Source organism: Sphaerochaeta sp. PS (assembly GCF_032144095.1).
Lineage (GTDB): Bacteria > Spirochaetota > Spirochaetia > Sphaerochaetales > Sphaerochaetaceae > Sphaerochaeta.
This window is the reverse complement of record NZ_JAVSNJ010000016.1, coordinates 19,701-34,116: the sequence shown is the minus strand read 5'-3', so window position 1 is coordinate 34,116 and position 14,416 is coordinate 19,701. Positions and strand designations below refer to the sequence as shown.

General features: G+C 53.0%; 12 protein-coding genes. 5 read left to right on the top strand and 7 right to left on the bottom strand.

Going from position 1 to position 14,416, the window contains the following annotated elements:
* Positions 1 to 49: 49 nt before the first annotated feature.
* The 5 genes from ROJ03_RS11395 to ROJ03_RS11375 all read left to right on the top strand — a co-directional run bounded on the left by ROJ03_RS11395 (position 50) and on the right by ROJ03_RS11375 (position 8,369).
* The gene (locus ROJ03_RS11395; protein ID WP_313727184.1) at positions 50 to 3,181 is read left to right on the top strand and encodes a GNAT family N-acetyltransferase; all 3,132 of its coding nucleotides are present in this window, start codon (positions 50 to 52) and stop codon (positions 3,179 to 3,181) included.
* A gap of 91 nt (positions 3,182 to 3,272) precedes the next feature.
* Complete coding sequence (locus ROJ03_RS11390; RefSeq protein ID WP_313727183.1) at positions 3,273 to 4,637, top strand: folylpolyglutamate synthase/dihydrofolate synthase family protein; 1,365 nt, start codon at positions 3,273 to 3,275, stop codon at positions 4,635 to 4,637.
* Positions 4,618 to 6,051 (top strand): NFACT RNA binding domain-containing protein, encoded by a 1,434-nt coding sequence (locus tag ROJ03_RS11385; RefSeq protein WP_313727182.1) that lies wholly within the window; start codon positions 4,618 to 4,620, stop codon positions 6,049 to 6,051. The genes ROJ03_RS11390 and ROJ03_RS11385 overlap by 20 nt, the downstream gene beginning before the upstream one ends.
* Entirely contained in the window at positions 6,044 to 6,886 is an 843-nt protein-coding gene (gene amrB, locus ROJ03_RS11380) for an AmmeMemoRadiSam system protein B (RefSeq protein WP_313727181.1), read from the top strand. Before ROJ03_RS11385 ends, amrB begins: the two co-directional genes overlap by 8 nt.
* Position 6,887: 1 nt before the next feature.
* The gene (locus ROJ03_RS11375; RefSeq protein ID WP_313727180.1) at positions 6,888 to 8,369 is read left to right on the top strand and encodes a hypothetical protein; all 1,482 of its coding nucleotides are present in this window, start codon (positions 6,888 to 6,890) and stop codon (positions 8,367 to 8,369) included.
* Here the strand turns inward: ROJ03_RS11375 and miaA are convergent.
* The 7 genes from miaA to ROJ03_RS11340 form a co-directional block, all read right to left on the bottom strand.
* Positions 8,329 to 9,339 carry a tRNA (adenosine(37)-N6)-dimethylallyltransferase MiaA gene (gene miaA / locus ROJ03_RS11370; protein WP_313727179.1) on the bottom strand — a complete coding sequence of 337 codons (1,011 nt, stop codon included), beginning with the start codon at positions 9,337 to 9,339 and terminating at the stop codon, positions 8,329 to 8,331. The genes ROJ03_RS11375 and miaA overlap by 41 nt on opposite strands.
* Positions 9,263 to 9,466: a hypothetical protein gene (locus tag ROJ03_RS11365; protein ID WP_313727178.1), complete on the bottom strand. Its 204-nt coding sequence runs from the start codon at positions 9,464 to 9,466 to the stop codon at positions 9,263 to 9,265. The genes miaA and ROJ03_RS11365 overlap by 77 nt, the downstream gene beginning before the upstream one ends.
* Before the next feature lie 71 nt (positions 9,467 to 9,537).
* Positions 9,538 to 10,026 carry a hypothetical protein gene (locus ROJ03_RS11360; RefSeq protein ID WP_313727177.1) on the bottom strand — a complete coding sequence of 163 codons (489 nt, stop codon included), beginning with the start codon at positions 10,024 to 10,026 and terminating at the stop codon, positions 9,538 to 9,540.
* 13 nt (positions 10,027 to 10,039) lie between these two features.
* Positions 10,040 to 10,561 (bottom strand): (d)CMP kinase, encoded by a 522-nt coding sequence (gene cmk / locus ROJ03_RS11355; protein WP_313727176.1) that lies wholly within the window; start codon positions 10,559 to 10,561, stop codon positions 10,040 to 10,042.
* A 9-nt stretch (positions 10,562 to 10,570) separates the two neighbouring features.
* Positions 10,571 to 11,440: a YicC/YloC family endoribonuclease gene (locus ROJ03_RS11350; protein WP_313727175.1), complete on the bottom strand. Its 870-nt coding sequence runs from the start codon at positions 11,438 to 11,440 to the stop codon at positions 10,571 to 10,573.
* Positions 11,440 to 12,894, bottom strand: coding sequence for a glutamate ligase domain-containing protein (gene murC / locus ROJ03_RS11345; RefSeq protein ID WP_313727174.1), 1,455 nt, complete (start codon positions 12,892 to 12,894; stop codon positions 11,440 to 11,442). Before murC ends, ROJ03_RS11350 begins: the two co-directional genes overlap by 1 nt.
* Positions 12,895 to 13,269: 375 nt before the next feature.
* On the bottom strand, positions 13,270 to 14,343 hold the full coding sequence (locus ROJ03_RS11340; protein ID WP_313727173.1) for a hypothetical protein: 1,074 nt from the start codon (positions 14,341 to 14,343) through the stop codon (positions 13,270 to 13,272).
* Positions 14,344 to 14,416 lie beyond the last annotated feature (73 nt).

Sequence of the window (14,416 nt, the reverse complement as noted above, 5' to 3'; positions counted from 1 at the left end):
CTATAATAGTACAAATAAGTCTTAATGGAAAGAAAAAAAAGGGTTTTTCATGATCATTGACATCTCAACCATCATTCCTGCAATGGCCTTTGTTCTCTATGTATTTTTCACCATTTTCGGATTTCTGCAGTACAAGAAAGAAGGTTTCTATTGGTCTTTCCAACTCTATATGATTTTTGTAACCATCTGGAGTTTCGGCTCGATGATGATGCATCTCAACAGTGGCTACATGACCCCGCTCTTCTGGAACAAGATCATGCTCATTGGACTGCTGGCTGTCCCCTTTGCCCTGAGCAACTTCATAGTGGATATCCTGGAGCTCAACAGGCGCTACATCAGGATCTTCATAGGTGTCAGCTACCTGTTGCTTATCCCCTTGATGTACCTCAACTTCACAGGCAGCATTGTCAATGATGCAGGCTTTACCGCCGACGGGACGTTCTACTACTATCTTGCCCCCGGCTCGATCTCCGCCTACTCCCTAAGCTACTCCTACCTTATCCTCACCTTCATAATCCTGCTCTTCGGCGCAAAATACAAACCCCTCCATAAGATCCACAAGAATGTGCTGCCACCCCTGATAGGTGTCGCTGTCATGCTTGTAGGTATTTTCATGAATATCTTTCCGAAATTCGGCAAGTATCCCATCGACATATTTGCAGCCACCATCAACGCGCTGCTGCTCTTCTACACCATCTACAAGTACAGGCTCATCAGCTATTCCCGGATCGGCATCAACATCATCTACTCAACCATCCTTGCGATCATAGCCTCAGTCTCCTACTATGCGATCATAACCCTCATTCGCTTGATCAAGCCTGAGTTTGTGCCTGGGAACATCATCCAGCTCACCATCATCCTCGGAATCGTGACCGTCCTGGTGATACACCCCCTGAGAAACTTGCTCGCCTATGTGGTCGACAGTGTCATCATTCCCAAAAGGCATCCCTACCAGACCACCATCAAGAATCTCAGCCATAAGCTGACAACCATCGTCAACCTCAAGGAACTTGGGGACGAGGTGGTCAAGAACCTGAGTTCCGGCCTAAAGACAGAGTGGGTCATCTTCGTGGTAAAGCGCCTCGACAATGGGGACAAGTTCAAGATGATCGCAAACAGCAAGTGCCCTACCAGCCTAGAGGTCGGTGACGAAGTCGTCTTTGACTTCCCCCCGTACCTGGAGGAGAGGCTCCACAAGCTCAGAGGCGAAAACACCTCATCCATCCTCAATGTCACACCCGAAGAGCAGCGCATGAAGGTCAGCGAACAGATCCCGCCCTTCGATGTCCTTATCCCACTGGTGTTCAGGAAACAGATTGCAGGCTACATCCTCATCGGCTATGACTACACCAAGAGCCTGATCACCTCCATCGAACTGGAAGCCCTGGAAATCCTTGCGGCCCAAAGTTCCCTCTCCCTGGAGAACGCACTCTCCTTCGAACAGCTCAGGCTCCAGGGTGATGAACTGACCATGAGCAAGAACAAGCTGGAAGCCATCTTCAACGGCATCGCCTCTCCGGTCTGCCTCATCGACATCGACTACACCATCCAGGAAGCCAACACGGCCGCGGTCACCTTCTATGGGAACAACAAGAAGGACCTGATCGGAAACAAGTGCTACCGCGCCTTCTTCCAGCGTACCAGGCCCTGCACCTTCTGTCAGGCACTAGACTGCCTGCACAATGGGGCTGTGCAGGAGACTGAGAGCGAGATCAACGAAAAGATCTACTCCTTCCAATTCCATAATGTCAAGGTTCCTGAAAACTCGAAGAACGTCTTTATCGAGATCATCAACGACATAACCGAACAGAAGAACCTGCAGGAAGAGCTGGTAAGGACAGAGAAAATGGCGGGAATAGGAACCTTGGCGGCAGGGATTGCCCACGAGCTGAACAACCCCTTGGCCGGGATTCTCGGTACAGCAGAGATCATGCTCTCTGAAGTCGACAAGGACAATATCCACCACGAATATCTTGAGGATATCCTCTCCTACTCCAAGACGGCAGCCGATGTCATCAAGGAACTGTCCATCTACTCCCGCAAGGATGAGGAAAAGACGGAAGAGGCCCCACCTGTGGAGATTGTACGGGTCCTGGAATTCTCCCTTAGGCTCGCCCTCCGGGGCATAGACTCGGAAAATATCATCGTCAAACGAAACTATCATGCCCTTCCCTACCTGCAGGAAAATGAGGGAAAGCTGCAACAGCTCTTCCTGAATCTCATTGTAAACGCCATCCAGGCGATGGATGGGAACGGGACCCTTACCCTCTCCTGCATGGAGCAGGATGGATTTGTCATCATAAAGGTTGCCGATACAGGTTGCGGCATTGCTGAAGAAAACCTCAACCAGATATTTACGCCTTTCTTCACTACCAAGGCTCCGGGTTCGGGTACAGGCCTTGGTCTCTCGAACTGTTACAATATCGTGGATAAGATGGGAGGAAGGATCAGAGTGAAAAGCGAGTTACAGGTAGGCTCGGAGTTTACCACAATATTTCCGTTGAATGATGAGGAAAGGAATGCAATCAGATTCACTCTGGTTGAGGACCAGGCAGGGATGAACGACGTGTTCTTCATCCAACGAAAGGTCCTGGTTGGGGAAAAGGGATATCTTGAGGAGTCCATCCATAGGTCGGTAGATGAGAAGGCAATACATATCTTGGCCTTCAAGGGCCTGCAGCCTGTGGGGACTGTCTCCCTGATGACTTCGGACAACTTCTGGCCGTTGCCCATCTCCCGGTATTTTGATATCGAGCCGATCATCAAGTCACGGAACTGTTCGGAGATCATCCGCCTCGCCGTACTGCCGGAAATGCGGAACACCACCGCCTCCATCGGCCTGATCATCCTGGTATTCCTCCTTGCCCGGAGCAAGGGGATCGAGAACCTGGTGATCGACGTATTCGCCGATGACCTGAAGACCATCAAGCTCTACAAGAAGTTTGGCTTCCAGGAGGTCGGAACCTACTACTCACCCTCGGCTGTTACCGTCCTCACCCTGCAGAGCAAGAGCACATTGGAAAAGGACCAGAGCCAGCTCAGACATTTTGTCCGCCCGTTGTTCTCCCGTCTCAGGCCCATGTTCGATTTTGGGGAGAGCACCCAGGGAATTCATGATGAGATGGACAGGATCCTCAGCGCCGATACCGGCAAAGGACAGGAACTGAGCCAGGAGGCATAGAATCCCAAAGGAAGGAGAAACACAGCCTGGCCGATATCTCGTTGACCAAACCACCGTATGCTATTACAGTTGTCGCGAGGTGTTTACAACTATGCAGTTTACTTGTTTCGATGAAGTCATCAGATATATGGAAAGCTTCACCAATCTGGAAAAGCAAACCAACCACTACACTACCAGAACATACCGCCTGGATCGTATGCATGCAATCCTTGCCTACATAGGCAATCCCGAACTGACATTCAGGAAAATCCATCTTGCTGGGTCCAAGGGCAAGGGATCGACAGCCTCCTACCTTGCCAGCGGACTGACCGCCCTGGGGTACAAGACAGCCCTCTATGTATCACCGCACCTGGTGGACTACCGTGAGCGCTTTACCCTCAGTGGGACCTTCTTCCCTGATTCTCTGCTTGTTGAAGCTGGCAACGAACTGGGTAGGCGTCTGGAAGGATTCACCTTCAGCGACCAGTGGGGAGAGACTACACCCACCACCTTTGAACTCTACACTGCCTATGCCTACCTCCTCTTCTTCATGGCAGGATGCCAATGGGCTGTCATCGAGACAGGCCTTGGAGGGAGGCTCGATGCTACCAACACCATCAAACCGGAAGCGACGGTCCTCTGTCCCATAGAACTTGAGCACACCAAGATCCTGGGTGACACCCTTGAGAAGATCGCCTATGAGAAAAGCAAGATCATCAAGAAGGGGATTCCCTGCTTTATCGGCTACCAGGACAGGGAGGTCATGGAGGTATTCCTGCAGGAAGCAAAAGAGCAGGATAGCCCTGTAACACTACTTTCCGAGCAGCTTCTGAGCTATAGCTACAAGATCACCCAGACTGGGGAAATCGTAGAGTACTGGTGGAAAGACCACAACCATGAGAAACTCTCGCTTTCCATGTTGGGGAAGGTGCAGGCACAGAACTGTGCCCTGGCCTTGATGACACTCAGGGGCCTGGGCCTCTTTGGCGAACAGACCTTGGCCAGCCTACAGAAGAACACCCTTCCCGGCAGATTCCAGAAGATTGCACAGGAGCCGGACATCTACCTGGACGGAGCCCACACCTTCCACTCCTTGCAAGCCTTGCTGGAATCGTTCTCCTCCCTCTACCCCTCACAGCAGAACACCATCATCTATGGAGCCTTGGAGGACAAGGACCACAGCCATATGGGAATGCTGGTGCTCAAGCACTTCAGAACCATCATCATCTCGACACCTGGAACCTACAAGAAGAGCGACATACACCTCATCGAGCAGCAGATGCGTGCACTGACCCAGACGATGGAGGGAGAGTATGACATCCGCCTGATAGAGGATAATGAGGAAGCCCTTGCACAAGCGATGCAGATCACAGCCAAGGATGGTGCAATTCTTGTCTGTGGCTCTTTCTACCTTGCTGGAGGGGTGAAAACAGCCTACGATAGGATACGGAGCGAAAATGTCATTAAACTGGCGTGAAATAGAACTCATTACAAGCGAGCTCCCCTTTGTGGGCAGTAGCCTGCAGTCGGTCGTTCAGCATGATTTCCATTCACTGAGCTGGTTCTTCTACCATCCCAGCCTCGGTAGGTGGACTCTCTATACCGAGTTGGGCACCCCCTACAGCAGACTCCATATGGAGACGCACCCCGTTGCGGTTCAGCAGATGGGAAAGACAGCAAAACTCCAGCGCTTCATCCAATTCTGCAGGGCCAACCTCGAAGGTTCCCAGGTTGTTTCGGTGGAGCAGGTTCCCTTCGACCGCCTTCTCACCCTCCATCTGGACAACCATGGGCGGAAGCTGCATCTCTACTTCCGCTTCTACAGTGGCCCTGGAGCGAACATCATCATAACGGATGAACAGGACATCATCCTCGACCTACTCTACCGCCGCCCCAAGAGGGATGAAAAAAGTGGCGCCCTCCTCATGCCTCCAGAAGCCAAGGAAGATGACGGGGGAAAGTTCATCGTCCGTGAACGGAAGGAGAGCTCCTTCAACCGCCAGATAGAGGAGGAGTACGGGCAGGCAAGCAATACCCAGACACTTGAAGAGCTTGTACTGAAAATCAGCCGAAAAAGGGATAGGGAACTGCAGAGCCTGGAAGCTACAGCAAACTCCCACAAGAGGATGATGCTGGAAAGTGGCAAGTTTTCTCATTTCAAGAAAATGGGAGACCTGCTCAGTGCAAATGCACACCTGCTCAAGCAGAAGGGAACCTCCCTGGAGGTGGATGATTGGGAGAGCGGGGAGAAGCTCCTGATCCCTCTCGACCCCAAACTGCAGCCAACACAGCAGATAGCCCACTACTATGAACGCTACCAGAAGGCAAAAGGTTCCTTTGAGAATGCCAGGACCGAGTACGACAAAGCCATGCTGGAGCTGGAAGGGACTAGACAGAAATACGAACGGCTGCTCACCCCCTCTGCGAATGACAAAAACGACATACGAGCCCTCAAGCGCGAGCTAGGCACAGAGACTGTAGACAAGGTCACAAAGGTGAACTCCCCGGGGCTGACCATACAGAGCGGACAGTACACCCTGCTTGTCGGGCGCAATGCCAAGGAGAACGATGAACTGCTCCGCCATTGGGCAAAAGGCAACGATTACTGGATGCATACCCGTGACTGCCCTGGAGGGTATGTATTCATCAAGTTCCTGAAAAACAAGAGTGTACCACTGGAGGTACTCCTCGATGCAGCGAATCTTGCCCTTGTGTTCAGCAAGGCAAAACACCAAGGAAAGGCTGACCTCTACTATACCCAGGTAAAGCACCTGCGCAAACCCAAGGGAGGCAAGATGGGCCTCGTCCTCCCAACCCAGGAAAAGAATCTCTCGGTAGTACTGGACGATAGCCGCCTTGCAAGGCTACTTTTGGAGGATGACGATGCATAAGAGCGAACACCATACGATACTCTACCCTAGCGATCCCCAAGAACTTGCTGCCTGTTGCAACCCTGAGGATGCGACGGATGCAAAAAAACTCACCACCCTGCCGGCCGCCATCCTTACCGGCCATGCAAGCTATGAGGTGGTGCTGCCTTTGTTGCACAACAGCTTCAGCCAGGCATCGACCTTGAAGCCCAAGCTGGTGGTCATCCTGGGATCCCTCCATCAGGAGCCCTTGGAGGTGGACAAGCCCCACTTTCTCTTTACCCAACCTGGGGAAGGCATCACGCTACCCAATACCACCATCCGGTTCGCAACCGAGATACGGGATGCACTGCTCGCCCTCTTCCCCGATGACCTGGCCTCAGAGCAGAGCTACTTCATAGAAGAGCCTGGAGTGGAGCTTACCCTCCCTGTGGTAGGTGCCTATTTTGCAGGGGTACCGGCCCTCTCCCTGCTCACCAATACCAGTGACCCCAAAGAGTGCAGGACCTATGGTACAATCCTTGCCAGGATAGTATCCATGGCTCCCGAGACGCTGTTCGTCGTCTCTGCAAACTGCTGTGCAAACCTTCCCTCCCCGCTTGCAACCTCCCATAGCCGGAAATTGGTATCCCTCCTGGAAAGTGGTGCCCCCCTCCTTGACGAACTGAGGTCCAGGAGCATCTCCAGTTGTGGCATCGCCGCCTTCGAGGCCTTGCGCCGCCAGAGTTGGGGAGTTGGCAGATGGGAGTTCACCAAGTTTGCAACAGGGTCTACCCAATTTGCTTCCCTCCCGATCGAGCACAACCCAAAAGAACGTATTGTCTGGCATGCCAGTGCAAAAAGGATAGAGGCCTAGGATGATTGTTTCCCCTGAAGTTTTTACAGCAGAGATCGAGCAAAAAGAGTATTCCTGCATAGCCATTGGGCCCAAGGGTATGGACCTTCCCTCCTACCTTATGCATGGTGGCAAGCAGTGTGGATACCTCATCCGCGATGGGGAGGCCCCAATGCCGTGGTATTGGCAGGGCTTTTCCATTGTGGAGGAGAGGCGTTGCTTCTACTTCGAAAAACTGAACCTCTTTCCCATCACAGAGATTGCGACCACAAGAAGAGGCAAGGCCCTCTCCCTCGTCCGGGATCTTTCCCAGGCGTTGAGCACCCTCCCCTCAAGGTTTCTTGACCTCAGCAGCAATACCCTCCCCATCTGGAGGATCTGGGCAATTGAGGAAGGAGGCTTTCTCATCCTTCCCCAGGATCTGGCCGACCTCTTTTCCTCTTGTGCTGAGGAGGAGGAGCGCTACCTGATGAGTTCTGCATGGGTACACCATGGCATCCACACCCCATTCGCCCTCTGCGACCAGATGGTGCAGCTGCTCTACTTTGCCTATGCAGGGTTTCCCCCGTTCGCCCAGAAGGCTACCAGGGAGGATGGCTTCCGTGCCCTACCCCTCAGCCTCCTTGCCACATCCGTGTCAGAAAAAACCGTAACCTTCATCGACGGCAGCCTTCGCATGAGCCTGGCCAAACAGCGGGAGGCGAGTGGCAATGCCGAGAGCCAGAAAGCCCTCTCCTGGTTTTTCTCTGCAACGGCATCCTTGCACTGGGATGCGGAGAACCGCCTCCAGGCTCCATCCTACAAGGACATGCGTGACAACCCCACCACCTCACCGTTTCTGCAAAGCCAGGAAAAACGGGCAAACAGGGTTGTTTTCTGGAGAAAAAAGGGGTGGATTGTCATCACTGTCCTGTTGTCCTCCATCCTGGTCATATCCTTCACCACCGGCAGGATCAAGGATGCACTTGCTCCACCCTATACCGCAGGGCTGAACCAGCAACAGGTCATAGAGGAGTACTTTGTCGGGCAGAATGAGCTTGACTTGCAAAAGATGGAGGCTTCCCTAGGCAAGAAGGTGAAGAACCCAGCTGCAATGGAGGTCACCAACCTGTTTGTTTCCCGCCAGACCCGCCAGGCCTATGAGGGGATAACGACCCAGGTCGATCCGAACAAGTGGATAGCCAATGGAAAGCCAGCACTTTTGGAAGGGACCTTCCTCTACGGGGTGACCGATGTCTCGGTCAAGGCATTGGACAGCACAAGCTATGAGGTAAGCAGTACCCTCTATTCCCCCTACCCCTATTTCGAGGACCAGGAAGGGACCATGGTGGAGGCTGGAGAAGTGGTGATATTCCGCTACAACCAGGTGCAGGTATTCACCGTGGAACTCGCCAAACGGGGGTGGTTTGAGATTACCTCCATAACCAACAGGAGTGTCAGCAAGTTGGACCTGCTGAGAGTCCCTACCTACCAGAAGGGGACGATGCTCCCTGGTACCAATTGATTAGGGAGAGGATGGGCTGTTTGTTCGTTGGATCCATCCAGATGACATCTGCAAAGCTCTTGAAAAAGGTCATCTGCCTCTTGGCATAGGCGCGGCTATTGCGTTCGATCTGCTCGGCGATCATGGAACGGGAAGCCTCGCCGGAGATCCTCGCCTGGAAGAACTCCTTGTAGCCGATGCCCTGCAGGGCTGGCCAGCTTGCGTTGGCCCCCATCTCGATCAGGTGGCGAATCTCTTCGACCAGACCTTCATCGAACATCTGGGCAACCCGTTGCCGTATACGCTCTTTCAGCTCATCACCGTCACGATTCAGGCCAAGGATCAGGGGCTTCATGCCCAATCGGGGTTTTGAGGGTACAGCATAGCTGCTCAACGGCCTGCCTGACCCTTCATATATCTCCAGGGCGCGTGAGATCCTGTACATGTCGGAGGGGTGTATCCGTTTGGCAGAGATGGGATCGACCTGTGCAAGCCGGCTATGGGCCCACGCATCACCCTTCTCTGCAATTTCCTTGGCAACGGAAAGCCGTACACCCTCATCACTGGGGGGGGCTTCGCTCAGGGCAAAGAGAAAATGCTTGAAATAGAAGGCAGTACCTCCGCTGAGCACCGGTACCTTCCCCTCCTCATGGATCTCTTTGCAAGCCTGGTCTGCATGCGCAACAAAATCCCCTACACTGAACTGTTGCCAGGGGTCGAATATGTCTACCAGATAATGGGGGATTGCTTTGAGAGTCTCAGAAGAGGCTTTGGCCGACCCAATGTCCAGGTGTCGATACACCTGGATTGAGTCGGCATTAACCACAGAAAACTTCTTGGGATCCAGATCCAGAAGAAGCTCGGTCTTTCCGACCCCTGTAGGGCCGAAAAGGAAAACTACTGACTCGAAGGGTTTAGCGCAGATCTGGGGCGTCGAAGTGGATTTCACCGTTAAGGGCTCTGGTGAGGACTTCGCTAACAATTTTTCCATTGTTCTCCTCAATTTCCTGACCGCCACAACCGGGATTACTCAATATGATGGCCTCTTTGATGGCCACACAGGTAATCTCATAGATATTATCCTCAAAATCAATAAGGGTGTTCAATGGAATGCTCACCGTCGATACTCCTTGTGCACAAATAATGCAACTCTTTAACTATAGTAAATTACCCCAAGAATGTACAGCACTCAAAAAGCGTGCCGGTAGCCAAACCGGAGAAACTGGGAAATTCCTTTTTCGAGCACCCCTGAAGAGGGTGTCCCTCCCAGCCACTGCCATGCCTTCGGCAAATACCCACCCTCCACAAACAGGATGTCCATCACCTCTGGGGCCTCAAGGGAGATCTGGGCGACAAAGCCACCTTGGAGAATCAACGCCTTTTCATACTCCCAACCCATGCGCAGGGAAGGCCCTACAGCAAAGGCTATGGTAGAGCCAAGCCTAAGCTTGTACAGGATGTTCAGAGAAAGGACCGGGTAGCGGTAAAAATCATCACCTCTATCCAGGGCGTCCAGGGTGGGCAGCGATAGGGAGAGGTTCTGGTCGATGGAACGGGTAAGGTAGCCCACCTCCACCGAGGTGGACCCCAATCCCTGGCTGATGCCGAGATAGGGGGCTGCAGAGAGGGAGAACACTAGAAGAGAGAGCAAAATGGCAGAAAGGATGGCTCTTTTCATGGGAAACGTATCCTTATTTCTGAATCTTCTTGACTTCGGCCAGGATGCGGGCGGCTACCTGCTGTGGCTGGAGATCTGAGGTGTCGATGACCAGGTCGGCTATGGAGGTGTCACTGTTGTCGATCCCATACAGGCGACTGTAGCGGGCGCTGTCTTTCCTGTCCCTTTGGGATGTCTGCATAAGGCGCTCCTCAAAGAGGCCCCCTTCACGCTTGAGCACCCTTCTGGCACGCTCTTCAGTCGTTGCGGTAAGGTACACCTTCAGGTCAGCCTCCTTGAGCATCCAGATGGCCAGGCGGCTGCCCAGAACACAATCATCCACGCTCAGGGCCATCTCCACCTGTCGGCGATCAACCTCAAGGTCGTGCTCATCGGACTTCTCAGCCATGTTGCAGAAGGTCCAAAACTCTATGCCCTGCTCTTCGGCCAGGTTCCTGAAGGTAAAGTTGATCATCGGAAAGCCTAGGGCCTCGGAAACCAACCGACTGACAGTGGTGTTTCCACACCCGCTTTTTCCACTGATAGCTATGCGCACAAAAAACCCCTACTCAATGTTGCGAATTTGTTCGCGAATGTTTTCCAGGCTATCCTTCATGCGGACAACCTCCAGATTCATCTCGACCATCTGGCTCTTGCTGCCTATGGTGTTGATCTCCCGGTTCATCTCCTGACAGAGGAAATCCAACCGTTTGCCCACAGGCTCGTCTGCATGGAGAAGATTGAAAAATTCCTTGATGTGCACCTCAAGCCTCTTGAGCTCCTCGTTGACCGAATACTTGATGAGCATGACGGCAACCTCGGAGAGGATCCTGTTCTCGTCATAGTTCTGGTCTGAGAGCATCTCATCAAACCTTGCCCTCAGGTTGCTCTTCACCAGAGCTTCCAGTTCATCTGCATGGGAGGCAATGACGGCATGTCCGTTTGCAATGAGCTTGCCCATCTGGGCCAGGTCGGCCTTTGTATGCGCCCCTTCACGTAGCTTGCTCTGTTCAAACTGCTGCAATGCCTTGGCTAGTGTTGAAAAAAGAGAGGCCCGGTAGATTTCGCTATCGCCCTGGCGGAAGCTGGTAAGCACCCCTTCGCTACCCAGGAAATCGGAAAGCTCAGGTTTGAGGGCCTTCCCGCTGATGGCCGCGATCTGGGAGAAGGCCTCGCTATACCGTTGCACAGCCAGCTTGTCCACCACGATCTCCATATCGGAGACAAAGGACTTTACCCTCACGTTCACTTCCACATGCCCACGGGTTGCAAACTGCTTTATCGCTTCATCGATCTCCATCTCGAAGGAGGAGAGAAAAAACGGAATATTGTGGTTGATATCAAGGTATCTGCTGTTGTAGGACTTAAGCTCAACGGAGAGTTGGAACTGTTCGTTCATCTCTTCAAACGAACCGTAACCGGTCATGCTTTTCATCAAAGGCTCCTTCTTTTCTGGGCAATCAAGGCCGAAAGGGGGCGGTTGTTGCCAGCACCCATCGTAATACACAAATCATGGGGTTGCAACCAGGATGCTCCAAGGGCGACGGCCTCTTCATCGTCCTTTGCATAGGCAACGGCGTGGCAACTGCATCGGGTCGTCCTCATGATCCTTGTCCCCAGGGCTTCAGCGAGCTTTTTGCCAGAGTCATCCTCTTGTGAGCCATCGTGGCGCGCAGAGGCAAAGCATGCCTGCACGATCACCCGGTCAGCCTTGCCCAGGGCAAGGACAAAGTCGTTGAGCAAGGTGAGGGTCCTGCTTGCCGTATGGGGGGCAAAGATAACAAGGATGCGCCTTGACGGGTAGCGACTCTGCAACTCCCCAAGGGTAGTCACTATCTCGGTAGGGTGATGGGCATAGTCATCAAAATAGAGTACATCTTGCTCTTGTGCCATCAGCTCACACCGACCCACAGTGCCGGGAAACTGGGCAAGCTTTGCACTGAGCATCTTGGCCAGGGTCGGAATGACCTCTGCAGTTATCAATGTCCCGCTTTCCAGGTAGAGCTTGGGGTTCTCCCTGTCCAGGATCATGGAGAGGGCGAGGATGACGGAGCCCACCTGGTTGCCAACGAGGGCCCGTTCATTCACCGTCGTCGTGAAGCTTCCCCCCTCGAGACAGGAGAGGGTGTACCCGCCGCCATAGCTGTTCTGCATGATGCGAAAAGGCCCACTGTCCTGAAAGCCGTAGGTCAGCAAGGTAAGGTCCTTTCGGTGATGCCTGCAATAGGCTGCCAGTCTCCGGGATCCTGGGTCGTCACTGCAACAGATAAGGAATCCACCCTTGGCCAGATTGTCCACGAACTTCTCGAAACTCTGCTGTACAGCGGCCTCTGAAGGGAAGAAATCTGGGTGGTCAAGCTCGATGTTGGTTACCAGGGCACCCCTCAGGTGGTAGGAGAGGAAGTGGTCCTGGTATTCACACGCCTCGAACAAGGCTATCTTGGTACCCTGGCAGGGTACCGTGGATGCATGTTGCAGTTGGGAGCCAAAGATGCTGTAAAAGGGAAAGGTGGTGAGGGTCCCGGTCGAAAGCAGGAAGGATGTGGTGGCTACAGTCGATGTCTTGCCATGCGTCCCGGCCACGGCATAGCTGTCACTTTCACTGGAAAGGAAGGCAAGAAACTGGGGGTAGGAGTAGATCTCCAGACCCAAGGCCGAAGCCTGTATGAGAATCGGAAGGGAGAGGGGATAGGCTGTGCTGTGGACTACCAGGGCCAGGCCATCATCAAGCAGGGAGGGAGAAAACCCCTCCTCGACAGGAATGCCATGGTGGCAGAGCAATGCATCTGTCAGAAAGTGTTCAGGGACATCACATCCGGAGACCGAGGCTCCAAAGGTTTTGAGCAGGGCGGCAAGGGATGCCATCCCAGTCCCCTTGATACCTACCAAGAATACCCTCTTTCCTGAAAATTCCACAACAATACCTCTGTCTGATGATGAAAAAAAAGACTGCCTACAAAGACAGTCTCACCTGCAAACAACGAGCAATTATTTGGCTGCTTCAGCCTTGAGCCGGGCATTACAAGCTTTGCAAATCTTTACTTTCCCACCATCTACAGTGGCTTCGTAAAGAATCTTTACTGCAGTGCGCTTGCAGACTGGGCAATCGCCTCGTCCTTGGTTGGCTTCTGCTCTGATTCCACTACCTCTATGTGCTTTGGACATATACTCTACTCCTTACGGTTACAACAATCTACCGTTTGACTATATAGTGCACTCTTTGGAGTGTCAAGTATTGTCTTATCCCGTTTTTCCTTGTCCACCTCAAAGGGTGAAGCTAAGTGCCACCATCACCTCTACGGAGCTATCATCATCAGCGGTACCGAGATACCACTGGGTGGGAATCGAGGAGGCGAGGTCTACAGTAAAGGCGTCAAAGCGGAACGCAAGGCCCAAGGTGTGTATCCCGTTGGAGAAGTTGAACTTGAGATAGTCACCTGGCTGTTCCTTCGTTTCGCGATAGCCACTCTTTATGCTAACCGACCAGGTGGGCAGCAGCTGCAGCTTCAGGTCAAAACCCAACCGGATCTCCCTATCGTCGACAGAACCGATATTCACCAGATCCATCGCTGCCTGCAGTTTCAGAAGATGGAGGAAGTTGTTCCTGTCATAGGTGGGGGTACTGAAGGAGAAGCCCCAATCCAAGGTATTGTAGATCCTGTCAGCACTGATGGCCAGGGGGTCACTGCCATTGGCAAAGGCAAAAGAGTCACTGGTGATGCCCATCTTGAACCAATCATAGTCGAGCAAAAGGCCTATCCCTACAGTGATGGACGCTTTGCTCTCCACCGTTTCATACTTGCTGAGGGAGGTCATGACAAAGTAGTCAGCAACGACATGGGAAGAGCGAATCTCCACAGGGTTCCTCTCTGATACTGCCAGGGCCCTGACGTTCAGTCCAAACGAAAAAGGAGCACGGCCAGTAGCCCAGTCCAGCTGGAAGAGCGTGTGGGTAAGGCCCCTATAGGAGGTAGACCCGCTGCCTTCAGATCGATCATTGAGCGAAACCTGGTTCTGGATGGTAAGGGCGACATTGCTTCCCCTAAAGGAGACACTCAGGTTGGAGAATGGGTTCTCCAGGAGAGGGTTCGCAAGAGCGCTGCTGAAGTTGGAGGGCTTGACCTGGTCGCTGTAACTGCCGGAAAGGGTAAAAAAGCTCCCATCCTCCTCCTTGATGAACAAGAGGGCTGGGTTTGCATACAAGGCTGAAGAGACAGAGAGGGCGGCCCCTACACTACCCATCCCCAGCGCCCCGATCTCGGTCTGAAGCAGCGGGAAGGAGAAAAGCGGCGATACAAAAAGAGTGACCAACAAGAAAATACCGGATAATCGTTTCATGCGCATGCCTTGAGGGTATACTTTGCCCTCACAAAAGTCCAGAAACAGGAAAAGATATCCTATCCCATGACCA

Excerpts from the sequence above, each read along its gene's own strand:
- ROJ03_RS11395 (WP_313727184.1), top strand. The coding sequence starts at position 50 with ATGATCATTGACATCTCAACCATCATTCCTGCAATGGCCTTTGTTCTC.
- ROJ03_RS11390 (WP_313727183.1), top strand. The coding sequence starts at position 3,273 with ATGCAGTTTACTTGTTTCGATGAAGTCATCAGATATATGGAAAGCTTC.
- ROJ03_RS11385 (WP_313727182.1), top strand. The coding sequence starts at position 4,618 with ATGTCATTAAACTGGCGTGAAATAGAACTCATTACAAGCGAGCTCCCC.
- amrB (WP_313727181.1), top strand. The coding sequence starts at position 6,044 with ATGCATAAGAGCGAACACCATACGATACTCTACCCTAGCGATCCCCAA.
- ROJ03_RS11375 (WP_313727180.1), top strand. The coding sequence starts at position 6,888 with ATGATTGTTTCCCCTGAAGTTTTTACAGCAGAGATCGAGCAAAAAGAG.
- miaA (WP_313727179.1), bottom strand. The coding sequence starts at position 9,339 with ATGGAAAAATTGTTAGCGAAGTCCTCACCAGAGCCCTTAACGGTGAAA.
- ROJ03_RS11360 (WP_313727177.1), bottom strand. The coding sequence starts at position 10,026 with ATGAAAAGAGCCATCCTTTCTGCCATTTTGCTCTCTCTTCTAGTGTTC.
- ROJ03_RS11350 (WP_313727175.1), bottom strand. The coding sequence starts at position 11,440 with ATGAAAAGCATGACCGGTTACGGTTCGTTTGAAGAGATGAACGAACAG.
- ROJ03_RS11340 (WP_313727173.1), bottom strand. The coding sequence starts at position 14,343 with ATGAAACGATTATCCGGTATTTTCTTGTTGGTCACTCTTTTTGTATCG.